General features: G+C 66.2%; 14 protein-coding genes. All 14 read right to left on the bottom strand.

From position 1 onward, the window contains the following. Positions 1–86 precede the first annotated feature (86 nt). The 14 genes from NP80_RS18125 to NP80_RS18060 all read right to left on the bottom strand — a co-directional run bounded on the left by NP80_RS18125 (position 87) and on the right by NP80_RS18060 (position 14043). Positions 87–443 carry a ComEA family DNA-binding protein gene (locus NP80_RS18125; RefSeq protein ID WP_006400718.1) on the bottom strand — a complete coding sequence of 119 codons (357 nt, stop codon included), beginning with the start codon at positions 441–443 and terminating at the stop codon, positions 87–89. Positions 444–518: 75 nt separating this feature from the next. Then, positions 519–1511, bottom strand: coding sequence for an ADP-glyceromanno-heptose 6-epimerase (rfaD, locus tag NP80_RS18120; RefSeq protein ID WP_006400719.1), 993 nt, complete (start codon positions 1509–1511; stop codon positions 519–521). Between the two features lie 48 nt (positions 1512–1559). Beyond that, positions 1560–2510, bottom strand: coding sequence for a D-glycero-beta-D-manno-heptose-7-phosphate kinase (gene rfaE1 / locus NP80_RS18115; RefSeq protein WP_006400720.1), 951 nt, complete (start codon positions 2508–2510; stop codon positions 1560–1562). 7 nt (positions 2511–2517) lie between these two features. Further along, a complete protein-coding gene (locus tag NP80_RS18110; protein WP_006410077.1) occupies positions 2518–3918 on the bottom strand; it encodes a UDP-glucose dehydrogenase family protein in 1401 nt (466 codons plus the stop codon). 90 nt (positions 3919–4008) lie between these two features. Further along, on the bottom strand, positions 4009–5181 hold the full coding sequence (gene lapB / locus NP80_RS18105; protein ID WP_006400722.1) for a lipopolysaccharide assembly protein LapB: 1173 nt from the start codon (positions 5179–5181) through the stop codon (positions 4009–4011). A gap of 54 nt (positions 5182–5235) precedes the next feature. After that, positions 5236–5529, bottom strand: a complete 294-nt coding sequence (locus NP80_RS18100; RefSeq protein WP_006406241.1) for a lipopolysaccharide assembly protein LapA domain-containing protein — start codon at positions 5527–5529, stop codon at positions 5236–5238. A gap of 212 nt (positions 5530–5741) precedes the next feature. Continuing rightward, positions 5742–6065 carry an integration host factor subunit beta gene (locus tag NP80_RS18095; protein WP_006400726.1) on the bottom strand — a complete coding sequence of 108 codons (324 nt, stop codon included), beginning with the start codon at positions 6063–6065 and terminating at the stop codon, positions 5742–5744. A gap of 22 nt (positions 6066–6087) precedes the next feature. Further along, positions 6088–7800: a 30S ribosomal protein S1 gene (rpsA, locus tag NP80_RS18090; protein ID WP_006400727.1), complete on the bottom strand. Its 1713-nt coding sequence runs from the start codon at positions 7798–7800 to the stop codon at positions 6088–6090. A 141-nt stretch (positions 7801–7941) separates the two neighbouring features. Then, positions 7942–8628 carry a (d)CMP kinase gene (cmk, locus tag NP80_RS18085; protein ID WP_006400728.1) on the bottom strand — a complete coding sequence of 229 codons (687 nt, stop codon included), beginning with the start codon at positions 8626–8628 and terminating at the stop codon, positions 7942–7944. Between the two features lie 12 nt (positions 8629–8640). Further along, positions 8641–9945 (bottom strand): 3-phosphoshikimate 1-carboxyvinyltransferase, encoded by a 1305-nt coding sequence (gene aroA, locus NP80_RS18080; RefSeq protein ID WP_006410074.1) that lies wholly within the window; start codon positions 9943–9945, stop codon positions 8641–8643. Positions 9946–9958: 13 nt separating this feature from the next. Next, positions 9959–10885, bottom strand: coding sequence for a prephenate dehydrogenase (locus tag NP80_RS18075; RefSeq protein ID WP_006400730.1), 927 nt, complete (start codon positions 10883–10885; stop codon positions 9959–9961). A 183-nt stretch (positions 10886–11068) separates the two neighbouring features. Then, complete coding sequence (gene pheA, locus NP80_RS18070; RefSeq protein WP_006400731.1) at positions 11069–12151, bottom strand: prephenate dehydratase; 1083 nt, start codon at positions 12149–12151, stop codon at positions 11069–11071. 35 nt (positions 12152–12186) lie between these two features. After that, positions 12187–13269: a 3-phosphoserine/phosphohydroxythreonine transaminase gene (gene serC / locus NP80_RS18065; RefSeq protein ID WP_006400732.1), complete on the bottom strand. Its 1083-nt coding sequence runs from the start codon at positions 13267–13269 to the stop codon at positions 12187–12189. A 174-nt stretch (positions 13270–13443) separates the two neighbouring features. After that, on the bottom strand, positions 13444–14043 hold the full coding sequence (locus NP80_RS18060) for a DUF2059 domain-containing protein (RefSeq protein WP_006400733.1): 600 nt from the start codon (positions 14041–14043) through the stop codon (positions 13444–13446). Positions 14044–14065: the final 22 nt, after the last annotated feature.

Genomic DNA, 14065 nt, shown 5'->3' with positions numbered 1-14065 from the left:
CGCATCCACGCAAAAAACCCGCGGCATGCCGCGGGAAGCCGTCGCAACGACGGCGACTGAAGGAGCCTGTCGTTTCGTCCGGCGCGTTACTTCTGTGCCGTGCGCGTGGGTGCGCCTGCGGGTTTTGCGGCGGCGGGCGATGCGGCCTTGCCGGCCGCAGGCGAACCAGCGGCGCTTGGGCCGGCCGCACCAACGGTCAATCCCTCCTTCTGGAGGCGCTCGACCGTGTGCCCGCCCATCCCTTTCACGCGCGACGCGAGATCGGCGGCATCCTTGAACGGACCGCGCGCGCCGCGCTCGTCGAGAATCGCCTTCGCGCGCGCAGGACCGATGCCCTTGATTCCCATCAGCGCGTCTTCGTTCGCGCTATTGACGTCGACGGCAGCCCACGCGGAAGCGAATGCGCCGAACAGCGCCGCCGCTGCAAACCACTTTCTGATCATGTCCTGGATCTCCCGATGAAAAGCGGCCGGCGGCTGCCGACCGTGAGACCCAGTCTAGCGATGCAACGCTCGCGCTTAAACCTGGCCGGACAGCCAACGAACGTAGCGGTCGACGCCTTCCTGCACGGTCAGGAACGGCGCATCGTAGCCGGCCGCACGCAGCTTCGTCTGGTCGGCCTGCGTGAAGCACTGGTACTTGCCGCGCAGCGCGTCCGGGAACGGCACGTATTCGATCAGCCCCTGCTCGACCTGCTGCGCGAGCGTCAGCGGCGGCAGATTGTCGAGTGCGCGCAGCGTGTTCACGACCGTCGATGCGATGTCGTTGAACGGTTGCGCGCGGCCGGTGCCGAGGTTGAAGATGCCCGATTTCTCCGGATGATCGAAGAAGAACAGGTTCACCTTCGCGACGTCCTCGACCGACACGAAATCGCGCGTCTGCTCGCCCGCCGCATAGCCGTTGTACTCGCCGAACAGCTTCACCTTGCCTTCCGCGCGGAACTGGTTGAAGTTGTGGAACGCGACCGACGCCATGCGGCCCTTGTGCGTTTCGCGCGGGCCGTACACGTTGAAATAGCGGAAGCCGGCGATCTGGCTCTTCGCATTCGGCAGCACGCGGCGCACGACCTGGTCGAACAGGAACTTCGAATAGCCGTACACGTTCAGCGGCGCCTCGACGCTGCGCTCTTCGACGAATCGCGTGGAGCCGCCGTAGATCGCCGCCGATGACGCATACAGGAACTGCGCGCCCTGCGCGAGGCACGCGTCGAGCACGGCGCGGCTGTAGCGGAAGTTGTTGTCCATCATGTAGCGGCCGTCGGTTTCCATCGTGTCCGAACAGGCGCCTTCGTGGAACACCGCACGCACCTTGCCGAAATCGCCGCGCGCGAAGCGCTCGACGAATTCGGTCTTGTCGAGATAGTCGTCGATCTCGCAATCGACGAGATTCTTGAACTTGTCCGCGCGCGTCAGGTTGTCGACCGCGATGATGCGCGTCTCGCCGCGCTCGTTGAGCGCCTTGACGATGTTCGCGCCGATAAAACCGGCCGCGCCGGTGACGATGAGAGTCATGATCGTCCTGCCTGGAAAAGGAAGCGGTTCGCGCGTGGCGCGACTCGCTTAGTGAAACAGTTCGTCGTAGTCGACCGTGGCGGTGCCGAGCTTGCCGACCACGATGCCGGCCGCGCGATTCGCGAGCACCACCGCATCGACGAGCGGCACGCCGGCGCCGAGCATGGTCGCGACCGTCGCGATCACCGTGTCGCCCGCGCCCGACACGTCGAACACCTCGCGTGCGAGCGCCGGCGCGTGCAACTCGCCGCTCGCGGAAAAGAGCGTCATCCCCTCTTCCGAACGCGTGAGCAGCAGCGCATCGATGTCGAGCTCCGCGCGCAGCTTCGCAACACGCGCGCGCAGATCGTCTTCCGATTTCCACTGACCGACGACCTCGCGCAACTCCGCGCGGTTCGGCGTGATCAGCGATGCGCCGCGATAACGCGCCCAGTCGTCGCCCTTCGGATCGACGAGTACCGGCTTGCCGGCCGCGCGCGCCTTCTCGATCATCGTCGTCACGTGCGTGAGACCGCCCTTTGCGTAGTCGGACATCAGCACGACGTCGTGCTGCGGCAGCAGCGTGTCGAAGCGCGCGAGGCCCGCGAGCAGCACTTCGTGCGTCGGCGTCGATTCGAAGTCCACACGCAGCAGCTGCTGCTGGCGTGCGAGCACGCGCAGCTTGATCGTCGTCGGCAGCGCCGGATCGCGCTCGAGATGCGGCGTCACGCCGCTATGGCCGAGCAGCTCGACGATCCGCTCGCCGGGCTCGTCGCAGCCGACCACGCAGAGCAGGCCCGCCTGGCCGCCGAGCGTCACCGCGTTGCGCGCGACGTTCGCCGCGCCGCCGAGCCGCTCCTCGTGACGCTGCACGTGCACGACGGGCACCGGCGCCTCCGGCGAAATGCGGTCGACGTTGCCGAACCAATAGCGGTCGAGCATCACGTCGCCGACGACGAGCACGCGCGATCGGGCAATCTGGTCGCGCGGAACCGGAACGACTTCGCGAAGCGTGGTCATCGTGCGTTCATCCATGGGAGTGGGCCTGCGGGTCGAGATGGGGGCGCCCGATCGCGTAGTAATCGATGCCGAGCTCGGCCATTGCGTCGGGCTCGTACAGGTTGCGCCCGTCGAAAATCACCGGTGCCTTCAGTTCGGCCTTCAGGCGCGTGAAATCCGGACTCTTGAATTCCTTCCATTCGGTGACGATCACGAGCGCGTCCGCGCCGATGACTGCCGCGTCCTGCGTGTCGACGAACTGCAGCCGCGCGAGCGCGTCCGAGCCTTCGCCGAGATCGAGCGCGAACACGCGCCGCGCCTCGTCGAGCGCGACCGGATCGTAGGCGCGCACGGTCGCGCCGCGCGCGAGCAGCGCCGCGATCAGACGGCGGCTCGGCGCCTCGCGCATGTCGTCGGTGTTCGGCTTGAACGCGAGCCCCCAGACGGCGAATTCGCGGCCGCTCAGATCCGCGCCGAAACGCCGCTCGATCTTGCCGATCAGCACGTCCTTCTGCGCATGGTTGGCCGCTTCGACCGCTTCGAGAATGCGCAGCGGCTGGCCGTTTTCACCGGCGGTGCGGATCAGCGCCTGCACGTCCTTCGGGAAGCACGAACCGCCATAGCCGACACCCGCGTACAGGAAGTGATAGCCGATGCGCGGATCCGAACCGATGCCGCGGCGCACGGCCTCGATGTCGGCACCGACCTTGTCGGCGAGATTCGACATCTCGTTCATGAACGAGATGCGCGTCGCAAGCATCGCGTTCGCCGCGTATTTCGAGAATTCGGCGGAACGCACGTCCATGTAGATCGTGCGCTCGTGATTGCGGTTGAACGGCGCGTAGAGCTTCTTCATCTTCTCGCGCGCGACCGTGCCCGTCTCGTCGCCGTCGACGCCGATGATGATGCGGTCCGGACGCATGAAGTCGTCGACCGCCGCGCCTTCCTTCAGGAACTCGGGATTCGATACGACCGAGAAGCGATGCGCGACGCTGCCCGCGAGGCCGCGCGCGGCGAGCGCTTCCTCGACGACGCCGCGCACGCGCTGCGCGGTGCCGACGGGCACCGTCGACTTGTCGACGATCACCTTGAAGCCGGTCATGTGGCGGCCGATGTTGCGCGCGGCTTCGAGCACGTATTGCAGGTCGGCCGAGCCGTCTTCGTCGGGCGGCGTGCCGACCGCGATGAACTGGATCTCGCCGTGCGCGACGCTTGCCTCGATATCGGTCGAAAAACGCAGCCGTCCGGCCGAGCGGTTGCGCGCGATGATCTCGAGCAGCCCCGGTTCGTGGATCGGCACGCCGCCGTTGTTGAGGATCTCGATCTTGCGCAGATCGACGTCGAGACAGAAGACGTCGTGGCCGATCTCCGCGAGACACGCGCCCGTGACGAGGCCGACGTAGCCCGTGCCGATGATGGTGATTTTCATAGATGTTCCGGTGCTTCCCGGTAATAGACTAACTTGGCCGCCGGGCTTCGCCCGGCGACGACCGCGATGCGTCGGCGCCGTGTGTCGGGATCAGCCCGGCATCGCAGGTTCGACGCGGCGCGGCGCATAGGTTTCCCAGCCGCTGCAGCCCGGGCATTGCCAGTAGAAGAGCCGCGCCCGGAAACCGCAATTCTGGCACGTATACCGTGGCAGATTTTTGGTGCGCTGCTTGATCAGCGCACGCATCATTTCAAGTTCCTTACGTCGCGGCTCGTCGGCACCGGCGATCTGCGCATCGAGCAGATGCAGCATGCCGGACAGATTCGGCGACTTCTCCATCTGCGTGCGCGCGAGCGTATGCGCGGCGTCCTGCCCGCGCAAGCCCGCGATGTGCTGATACGCGATGTCGAGCAGGTCGTTCGACGGATAGCGGTCGACGTAGCCCATCAGCAGCTCCGCACCCTCCGCCGCCTTGCCGAGCGCGACGTACGCCTTCATCAGCTTGTCGGCGACGAGCGGCAGATAGGCGGGATTCTGCGCTTCGACGCGCTTCCAGTGCTCGATCGCCGCCGCGTGATCGCCGGCCGCGTCGGCCGCATCGCCGGACAGGATCGTCGCGCGCACGTTCTGCGGATTCGCGGCGAGCGCGAGCCGCAGCTGTTCGGCCGCGGCCGCGCCGTTCTTGCGCTGCAGCGCATCCTGCGCGAGCTCGCAATGAAACTGCGCGATTTCGGTCCCGAGCGGCTTGTCGCTCATCGATTCGATGCGCTTCGCGGTATCGATCGACTTGTTCCAGTCCTTCTCGATCTCGTAGATCGTCAGCAGCGCGCGCTGCGCACCGAGCGCATAGTCGCCGTCGGCGAGCTTGTGAAACGCCTCTTCGGCGCGATCGAGCAGGCCGGCCTTCAGGAAGTCCTGACCGAGCTCGTACAGCGCGTGATCGCGCTCGTTGACGGGCAGGTCGGTCCGGCTCAGCAGATTCTGGTGCACGCGAATCGCGCGATCCGTCTCGCCGCGGCGGCGGAACAGGTTGCCGAGCGCGAAGTGCAGCTCGACCGTTTCGGGATCGAGCTTCGCGACTTCGATGAACGCATCGATCGCCTTGTCCGGTTGTTCGTTCAGCAGAAAGTTCAGGCCGCGAAAATACGAGCGCGGCAGATTCGCGCTCTCCGACAGCAGACTCTTCAGGTCATAGCGGGACGCCGCCCAGCCGAGCGCGAAAGCGACCGGAATCGCGAGCAACCACCAGAAATCCAGATCCATGCGAAATATCGAAGCAGAGACGAAAACCGCGCGAGACTCGCGCGGTGTCGGGGTTTAAATGACGGGCGGCATCGGCGGCTGATCGACGACGGCCGGCGTTTCCCTCGCCGCGCGCAGATCGCGCTTCAGGCGGCCGTTCTCGAGCCGCAGACGAAACACCGCAGGCAACGCGGACAGCAGGCCGGCCAGCAGCCCGACGCCGAAGAACGCCAGCCCGATCAGGATCAGCGGCGCCTGCCACGCATAGCCGGCAAGGAAATTCAACGTCGCCGTCTGCGTATTGGCCAGTGCGAGCACCAGCAGCAGCACGAACACCAATACCCGAACCAGCCAGACGATAAACTTCATGAAGCCCTCTCTTTGTTGAGGTTTGCCGCGGCGCGCGACTCCCCTTCGCCGCGCCGAATCGACCCGTATTGTAAAGGAAGCGTTTCCGCGTCAGCGCAGATCGTGCGCGCCGGCTATTGCGCGACGGCGGCCGGAAACGAAAAAAGCGCCCACGAAGGGGCGCTTTTTTCTTCAGCCTTTGCCGGACGGGTTCCGGGCCGGCCGCACGACGCTCAACGCTCGTCGTCCGGCTCGTCTGCCTTCAGCGGCTCGCCCGCGCGACCGTCGACGCGTTCACGCAACTCCTTGCCGGGCTTGAAGTGCGGCACGAACTTCTCGGGCACCTGCACTTTCTCCCCCGACTTGGGGTTGCGTCCGACGCGCGCCGGACGACGGTTGAGGCCGAAGCTGCCGAAACCCCGAATTTCGATGCGATGCCCTTTCGACAAAGCGTCGGACATCGCATCGAGCATCGTCTTCACCGCGAAATCCGCATCCTTGAGGACAAGTTGCGGAAATCGCGATGCCAGCTGCGCGACCAACTCGGATTTGGTCATACTTCAGCAGACCTCGTGAGGCTTACTGGTTCTGGCCGTCGAGCTTCGCCTTCAGCAGCGCGCCGAGGTTGGTCGTACCGGTCGCGGCAGCGCTGGTGTCGGCTTGCAGGCCGCGGATCGCTTCCTGCTGCTCGGCCGAATCCTTCGCCTTGATCGACAGGTTGATGCCGCGCGACTTGCGATCGATGTTGATCACCATCGCGTTGACCTTGTCGCCTTCCTTCAGCACGTTGCGCGCATCTTCAACGCGATCCTGCGAGATTTCCGACGCACGCAGGTAGCCTTCGATGTCGCCCGTCAGCGCGATGACCGCACCCTTCGCGTCGACCGACTTCACGACGCCGTCGACGATCGAGCCCTTGTCGTTCATGGCAACGTAGTTGCTGAACGGGTCGCCTTCGAGCTGCTTGATGCCGAGCGAAATGCGCTCCTTCTCGACGTCGATGCCGAGCACGATCGCTTCGACTTCGTCGCCCTTCTTGTACTTGCGAACGGCCTCTTCGCCGGCTTCGCTCCACGACAGGTCCGACAGGTGGACCAGGCCGTCGATGCCGCCCGGCAGACCGATGAACACGCCGAAGTCGGTGATCGACTTGATTGCGCCCGTGATCTTGTCGCCCTTCTTGAAGTTGCGGCTGAAGTCATCCCACGGATTCGGCTTGCACTGCTTCATGCCGAGGCTGATACGACGACGGTCTTCGTCGATCTCGAGCACCATGACTTCGACTTCGTCGCCGAGCTGAACAACCTTCGACGGTGCGACGTTCTTGTTCGTCCAGTCCATTTCCGACACGTGGACCAGGCCTTCGATGCCCGACTCCACTTCGACGAATGCGCCGTAGTCGGTGATGTTCGTGACCTTGCCGAACAGACGCGTGCCCGACGGGTAACGGCGCGAGATGCCTTCCCACGGATCGTCGCCCAGTTGCTTGATGCCGAGCGACACGCGGTTCTTCTCTTGGTCGAACTTGAGGATCTTCGCGGTGACTTCCTGGCCGACCGACAGCACTTCGCTCGGGTGACGCACACGACGCCATGCGATGTCGGTGATGTGCAGCAGGCCGTCGATGCCGCCGAGGTCGACGAACGCACCGTAGTCGGTGATGTTCTTGACCACGCCGTTGACGATCGCGCCTTCCTTCAGCGTTTCGAGCAGCTTCGCGCGCTCTTCGCCTTGCGTCGCTTCGATCACGGCACGACGCGACAGCACGACGTTGTTACGCTTGCGATCGAGCTTGATCACGCGGAACTCGAGCGTCTTGCCTTCGTACGGCGTCGTGTCCTTGACCGGACGCGTGTCGACGAGCGAACCCGGCAGGAACGCGCGGATGCCGTTGACCATCACGGTCATGCCGCCCTTCACCTTGCCGGTGATCGTGCCGGTGACGAGTTCGTTGTTGTCGAGTGCCTTTTCCAGCGACAGCCACGATGCAAGGCGCTTCGCCTTGTCGCGCGACAGGATCGTGTCGCCGTAGCCGTTTTCGAGTGCGTCGATCGCGACGGACACGAAATCGCCCGCCTGCACCTCAACCTCGCCCTGATCGTTCAGGAATTCCTCGATCGGAATGTAAGCCTCGGACTTCAGGCCTGCATTGACGACCACGAAGTTGTGGTCGACGCGCACGACTTCGGCGGAGATCACTTCGCCGGCGCGCATGTCTTGGCGGGTCAGCGACTCTTCGAACAGAGCCGCAAAGGATTCGGTATTCGGGTTGGAGGTTTGCAGGTCGGACATAAAAATCGGTTTGTGCGTGGATCGCGGTGCCGCGCCAGCCGGAATGGCTGACTGAAAGGGCCAGAGCGAAAACCACACGGGGTTAAGGGTTCAACACACACTCCGCGCTTGCGCGCGGAGCACCTACTGCCGCCCGCCGGATCAGGCGGGCTGGCCGAGCGCCCGGTACCACTGCAGCACCTGGTCGACCGCTTCATCGACCGACAATGCCGACGTATCGAGCAGCTTGGCGTCTGCCGCGGGCTTCAGCGGCGCGGCCGCACGATTGCTGTCGCGCGCGTCGCGCTCGCGGAGATCCCGGAGCAAGTCATCAATATTAGCAGAAAAACCTTTTTGCATCAATTGCTTATGCCGTCTGGCCGCGCGCGCCTCCGCGCTGGCCGTCAGGAACACCTTCAGCATCGCGTCCGGAAAGATCACGGTGCCCATGTCGCGGCCGTCCGCGACGAGGCCCGGCGTCTTGCGGAACGCGCGCTGGCGCGCCACCAGCGCGGTGCGCACCGGCCCGTGCACCGCGATGGCCGACGCGCGGTTGCCGACCGCCTCGGCACGGATGTCGTTCGACACGTCGACGCCGTCGAGCTGGGCACAGCCTTCGCGAAACGTGATGTGGAGATCGTCGATCAGTTTCACAAGGGCGTCGACGTCTTCGGCCGCGATGTCGTAGCGCATGCTCGCGAGCGCCGCGAGGCGATACAGCGCGCCGCTGTCGAGCAGGTGAAAGCCGAGATGCGCGGCGACCAGCGCCGCGACGGTGCCCTTGCCGGAAGCGGTCGGGCCGTCGATCGTGATGACGGGGGTCGGGTGAAAGGGTCGGGTCGATTTCATCAGGTCAGTCGGTCAGGCCTTCGCGAGCGCGGCGAAGCGGTCGAAATAGTCGGGGAACGTCTTGCCGACGCACTTCGGATCGTTGATCCGCACGGGCACGCCGCCGAGGCTGACGAGCGAGAAGCACATCGCCATCCGATGATCGTCGTACGTGTCGATCGCGGCGTTCGGCGTGAGCGCCGCGGGCGGCGTGACGACGAGATAGTCGGCGCCCTCCTCGACGGTCGCGCCGACCTTGCGCAGTTCGGTCGCCATCGCGGCGATGCGGTCGGTTTCCTTCACGCGCCAGCTCGCGATGTTGCGCAGCGCGCTCGTGCCGTTCGCGAACAGCGCCGCGACCGCGATCGTCATCGCCGCGTCGGGAATCAGATTGAAGTCCATGTCGATCGGCTCGAGCTTGCCGTGATCGTGACCGATGCCGCGCACCTCGATCCAGTCGTCGCCCATCGTCACGTTCGCGCCCATCTGCATCAGCGCGTTGGCGAAGCCCACGTCGCCCTGGATGCTCGCGCGTCCGACGCCCTCGACGCGCAGCGGGCCGCCGCCGAGCGCACCGGCCGCGAGGAAGTACGACGCCGACGAGGCATCGCCCTCCACCATGATTCGCCCCGGCGAACGATAGCGCACGCCGGCCGGCACCGTGAAGCGCTGCCAACCCTCGCGCTCGACGCTCACGCCGAAGCGCGCCATCAGCCGGATCGTGATGTCGATGTACGGCTTCGAGATCAGTTCGCCGTCGATCTCGACGATGCTGCGGCCGTCCTTCGCCTTCACGAGCGGCAGCGTCATCAGCAGCGCGGTGAGGAACTGGCTCGACACGTCGCCGCGCACGCGGATCGGCGCGTCGACCGAGATCGTCGCGGGCCGGATCCGCAGCGGCGGAAAGCCTTCGTTCTGCTCGTAGTCGATCTGCGCGCCGATCTGACGCAGCCCGTCGACGAGATCGCCGATCGGCCGCTCGTGCATGCGCGGCACGCCGTGCACGCGATAGTCGCCGCCGTTGATCGCGAGCGCCGCCGTCAGCGGCCGCACGGCCGTGCCCGCATTGCCGAGGAACAGATCGGCCGTCTTCGCGGTAAACGCGCCGCGCGTGCCGGTGACGACGCACGTGTCGCCATCGCGCGCGAGCTTCACGCCGAGCTTGCCGAGCGCGTCGAGCATCACGCGCGTATCGTCGGAATCGAGCAGGTTCGTGATCGTCGTGTCGCCTTCGGCGAGCGCGGCGAGCAGCAGCACGCGGTTCGAGATGCTCTTCGAGCCGGGCAGGCGCACGGTGCCCGACGCACTGGAATACGGGCCGAGATCGAGATAGTCCATGGGAATCGTCCTGTTATTGCTTGTCCGCTTCGGCAGCGGCCTTGGCGCCGCGCTCCTGCCACGCACGGCGCGCCGCGCGCGAGCGCGTGAACACCGCTTCGAGCGCGGCCCCGTCGCCGGCGTCGATCGCCGCGCGCAACCGCGCGAGCACGCGCGTATAGCCGTCGAGCTCGTCGAGCAGCGCCGCGCGGTTCGCAATGCACACGTCGCGCCACATTTCGGGGCTCGACGCGGCGATTCGCGTGAAGTCGCGAAAACCGCCGGCCGCATACGAGAATTTCAGTTCGGCGTCCGCTTCGCCGAGAATCTGCTCGACGAGCGCGAACGACAGTACATGCGGCAGATGGCTCACCGACGCGAACACGCGATCGTGCTGCGCCGTGCTCATCGTGCGCACGTCGGCGCCCGTCGCGCGCCACATCGCGTCGATGCGCGCGACCGTCGCGGGCGCGTTCTCGGGCAGCGGGCACAGCACGACGTTGCGGCCGACATAGAGATCCGGCAGCGCGGCCTCGACGCCGCTCGATTCGCGTCCGGCGATCGGATGGCCCGGCACGAACCGCGCGATCCGCTCGCCGAGCGCGTCGCGCGCGGCCGCGACGACGTCCGACTTCGTGCTGCCGGCGTCGGTGACGATCGTCGCGGCGTCGAGCCACGGCGCGATGCGGCCGAGCAGCGGGCCCGTCTGCGCAACCGGCGCGGCCAGCAACACGAGATCCGCGCCGGCGAGCGCGTCGCGCAACTGCGCGTCGTCGTCGAGCGCCGCCGCGCGATCGATCACGCCGAGCGCCAGCGCGCGTTCGACCGAGGCGCGCGAGCGACCGACGCCGACGATCTCGCCCGCGCCGCCCGGCGCACGTTCGCGCAGCGCGCGGGCCAGCGATCCGCCGATCAGGCCGACGCCGAAGATGACCAGTTTGTTGAATGCAAAGCCTGACACGACTAGAGCCAAGTTACGCGCACGGGCCGCAGCCGCGCACACGGAATTCCAGATCCCGGGCAACGGGCCCGCACCGCGCGATCGCTCGCGGATGCCGCCCGAACCCGCCTTCGCAGCGCCGTCCGGCCTGCGCTGCGCGCGCCCTCGCGACACGCGCGCCGCGTGCGGGACGCGGCCGCACGCTCAGCGCGCGCGCGGATACGAACCGAGTATCTTCAGGAACGCGGCCTTCTGGCCGAGCTCCGCGAGCGCGGCCACGACCGGCGCGTCGTCGCGGTGCCCCTCGATGTCGATATAGAAGTAGTACTCCCACGTGCCGACGCGCGCCGGACGCGACTCGAAACGCGTCATCGACACGCCGTGCCGCGCGAGCGGCTCGAGCAGCTTGAACACCGCGCCCGGTTCGTTCTTCACGGAAACGATCAGCGACGTCTGGTCGTATCCGGTCGGACCGGCCGGCTGCTTGCCGATGATCACGAACCGCGTGCGGTTGTGCGGATCGTCCTGGATCAGCGAGAACGCGATCTGCAGCCCGTAATGCGCGGCCGCGCGATCGCCCGCGATCGCCGCGACGGTCGGATCGGCCGCCGCCTGCCGCGCGGCTTCCGCGTTGCTCGCGACGGCCTGCCGCTCGAGATGCGGCGCGTTCGCCGCGAGCCATTGCTGGCATTGCGCGAGCGCCTGCGCGTGTGCGCACACGCGCTTCACGCCGTCGAGCGTACCGCTCTGCGTGAGCAGATTGTGGTGGATCGGCAGTGCGAGCTCGCCGCTGATGAGCAGTTGCGTCTGCAGCAGCAGGTCGAGCGTGCGCGACACCGCGCCCTCGGTCGAATTCTCGACCGGCGCGATCCCGAACGATGCGGCGCCGGCCTCGACGGAGCGGAACACCTCGTCGATCGACGGACACGGCAGCCCCTCGATCGACTGGCCGAAATACTCGAACATCGCCTGTTCGCTATACGTGCCGACCGGCCCGAGAAACGCGACGTGGATCGTCTGCTCGAGCGCGCGGCTCGCGGCCATGATCTCGCGCCAGATCGCGCTGATATGCTCGCTCGCGAGCGGCCCGGCGCTCATGTCCTGCAGCCGCGCGATCACCTGCAGTTCGCGCTCCGGCCGGAACACCGGCGCGTTGAAATGCTTCTTGACCTCGCCCACCTCGAGCGCCACCGCGGCGCGCTGGTTCAGGAGCGTGATCAGTTGCGCGTCGATCGCGTCGATGCGGTCGCGCAGCGGTTTCAGGCGGGAATTCAGTTCGTCGTCCATGCGTTTTGCCGTGCTGTTTGAGCCGCGCGCCGCCGTCAGGCGCAGCGCTGCTCGAAGTCCTTCATGTACTCGACGAGCGCCTTCACGCCCTCGAGCGGCACCGCGTTGTAGATCGACGCCCGCATGCCGCCGACGGACTTGTGGCCCTTCAGCTGCAGCAGCCCGCGCGCCTTTGCGCCGGCAAGGAAGTCTTCGTTGCGCGATTCGTCGGCCAGGAAAAACGGCACGTTCATGCGCGAACGCACCGCCGGCTCGACCTTGTTCAGATAGAAGCTGCTCGCATCGATCGTGTCGTAGAGCAGCTTCGCCTTTTCGATGTTGCGCGCCTCGATCGCGCCGAGGCCGCCCTGCCGCTTCAGCCACTGGAACACGAGGCCCGCGATGTAGATCGCATACGTGGGCGGCGTGTTGTACAGCGAGTTGTTCGCGGCGACGGTCTTCCATTCGAACGCCGACGGGCAGATCGACAGCGCGCGGTCGAGCAGATCCTCGCGCACGATCACGACCGTCACGCCGGCCATCCCGATGTTCTTCTGCGCGCCGCCGAACAACACGCCGTACTTCGCGACGTCCATCGGGCGCGACAGGATGTGCGACGACACGTCGGCGACGAGCGGCACGTCGCCGAGATCGGGGATCTCGAACGTCTCGACGCCGTCGATCGTCTCATTCGTGCAGAGGTGCACGTAGGCCGGATCGTCCGACAGCTGCCATTCGGCGAACGCCGGCGCGCGCGTGAAGCCGGCGTCCGTCTTGCCGGTTGCCGCGAGATGCGGCGTGCAGTATTTCTTCGCCTCGTTGAAGGACTTCTGCGACCACGAGCCCGTCACGACGAAGTCGGCCGTCTTGCGCGAGCCGAGCAGGTTCATCGGCACGATCGCGTTCTCCGCGATGCCGCCGCCCTGCAGGAACAGCACGCGATGGCTCGCCGGCACGTCGAGCAGCTCGCGCAGGTCGGCGAGCGCCGCCTCGTGGATCGACATGAATTCCTTGCCGCGATGGCTCATCTCCATCACGCTCATGCCGCTGCCGTGCCAGTCGAGCATTTCGTCGGCGGCCTGCCGCAGCACTTCCTCGGGCAGCGCCGCGGGGCCGGCAGAGAAATTAAAGACGCGCATCGTGAAAAACCTCGGGAGGGACGCGACCGGCGGGCTTGCCGCCTGTCATGCAATGCCAATGAGCCGCGCCGGAAAAGAAATGGCCGCTTGCGCTCGCGCGCAAACGGCCATTATCGCACTGTCATCAGGCTCCCGCCAAACGCGGCCGATCGGCCGGCGGCGTGCCCGGACCGCTTACTTGCCCGGCTTGACGGCCGCGACTTCCTTGTCGGCCTGGGCGCGCGTCGCCTGGATCGCTTGCGGCATGTACTTCTGCATCAGGCCGTTGACCACGTCGCGACCGACCTGATCCTGAACCTGGATGAACTTGCGGCCCGTCGGGCTCTTGTAGAACGTCGTCAGATCCTTGATCTCCGACGTGCTGTAGTACTTCGCGTACGCGTCGTACTGAGCCGACATCGCGTCGCTCTGGAACTGCTGCGTACCGAACACCTTGCCTGCGCTGTCGACCAGCTTCGGCACCGCGTTCTTCTGCAGCGTCGGAACGGCAGCCTGCTTCTGCTTGTCGTTCAGCGTCTTGTTCTCGGACAGTGCGTCCGACAGGATCGCCGGCACGAGCTGCTTCGCCTGCATCTCGGCGCTGTTGCCGATGGCCGACACGAGCTTCGGCGCGTCGATCGCGTCGAGCAGGTCCTTGATCGCCGCCTTCTTGTCGGCGTCGATCGGCGCAGCTGCCGCGGGTGCAGCCGGTGCGGAATTCGACAGCGCTTGCGCCATCGCGAACGTCGGCACCAGTGCAGCCAGCAGGACCAGTTGCTTGAATTGCTTTTGCATCATCACTCCCTCTTGGAAATAT

The sequence above is a fragment of the Burkholderia multivorans ATCC BAA-247 genome, assembly GCF_000959525.1.
GTDB lineage: Bacteria > Pseudomonadota > Gammaproteobacteria > Burkholderiales > Burkholderiaceae > Burkholderia > Burkholderia multivorans.
This window is presented reverse-complemented; position numbering and strand designations above follow the sequence as displayed.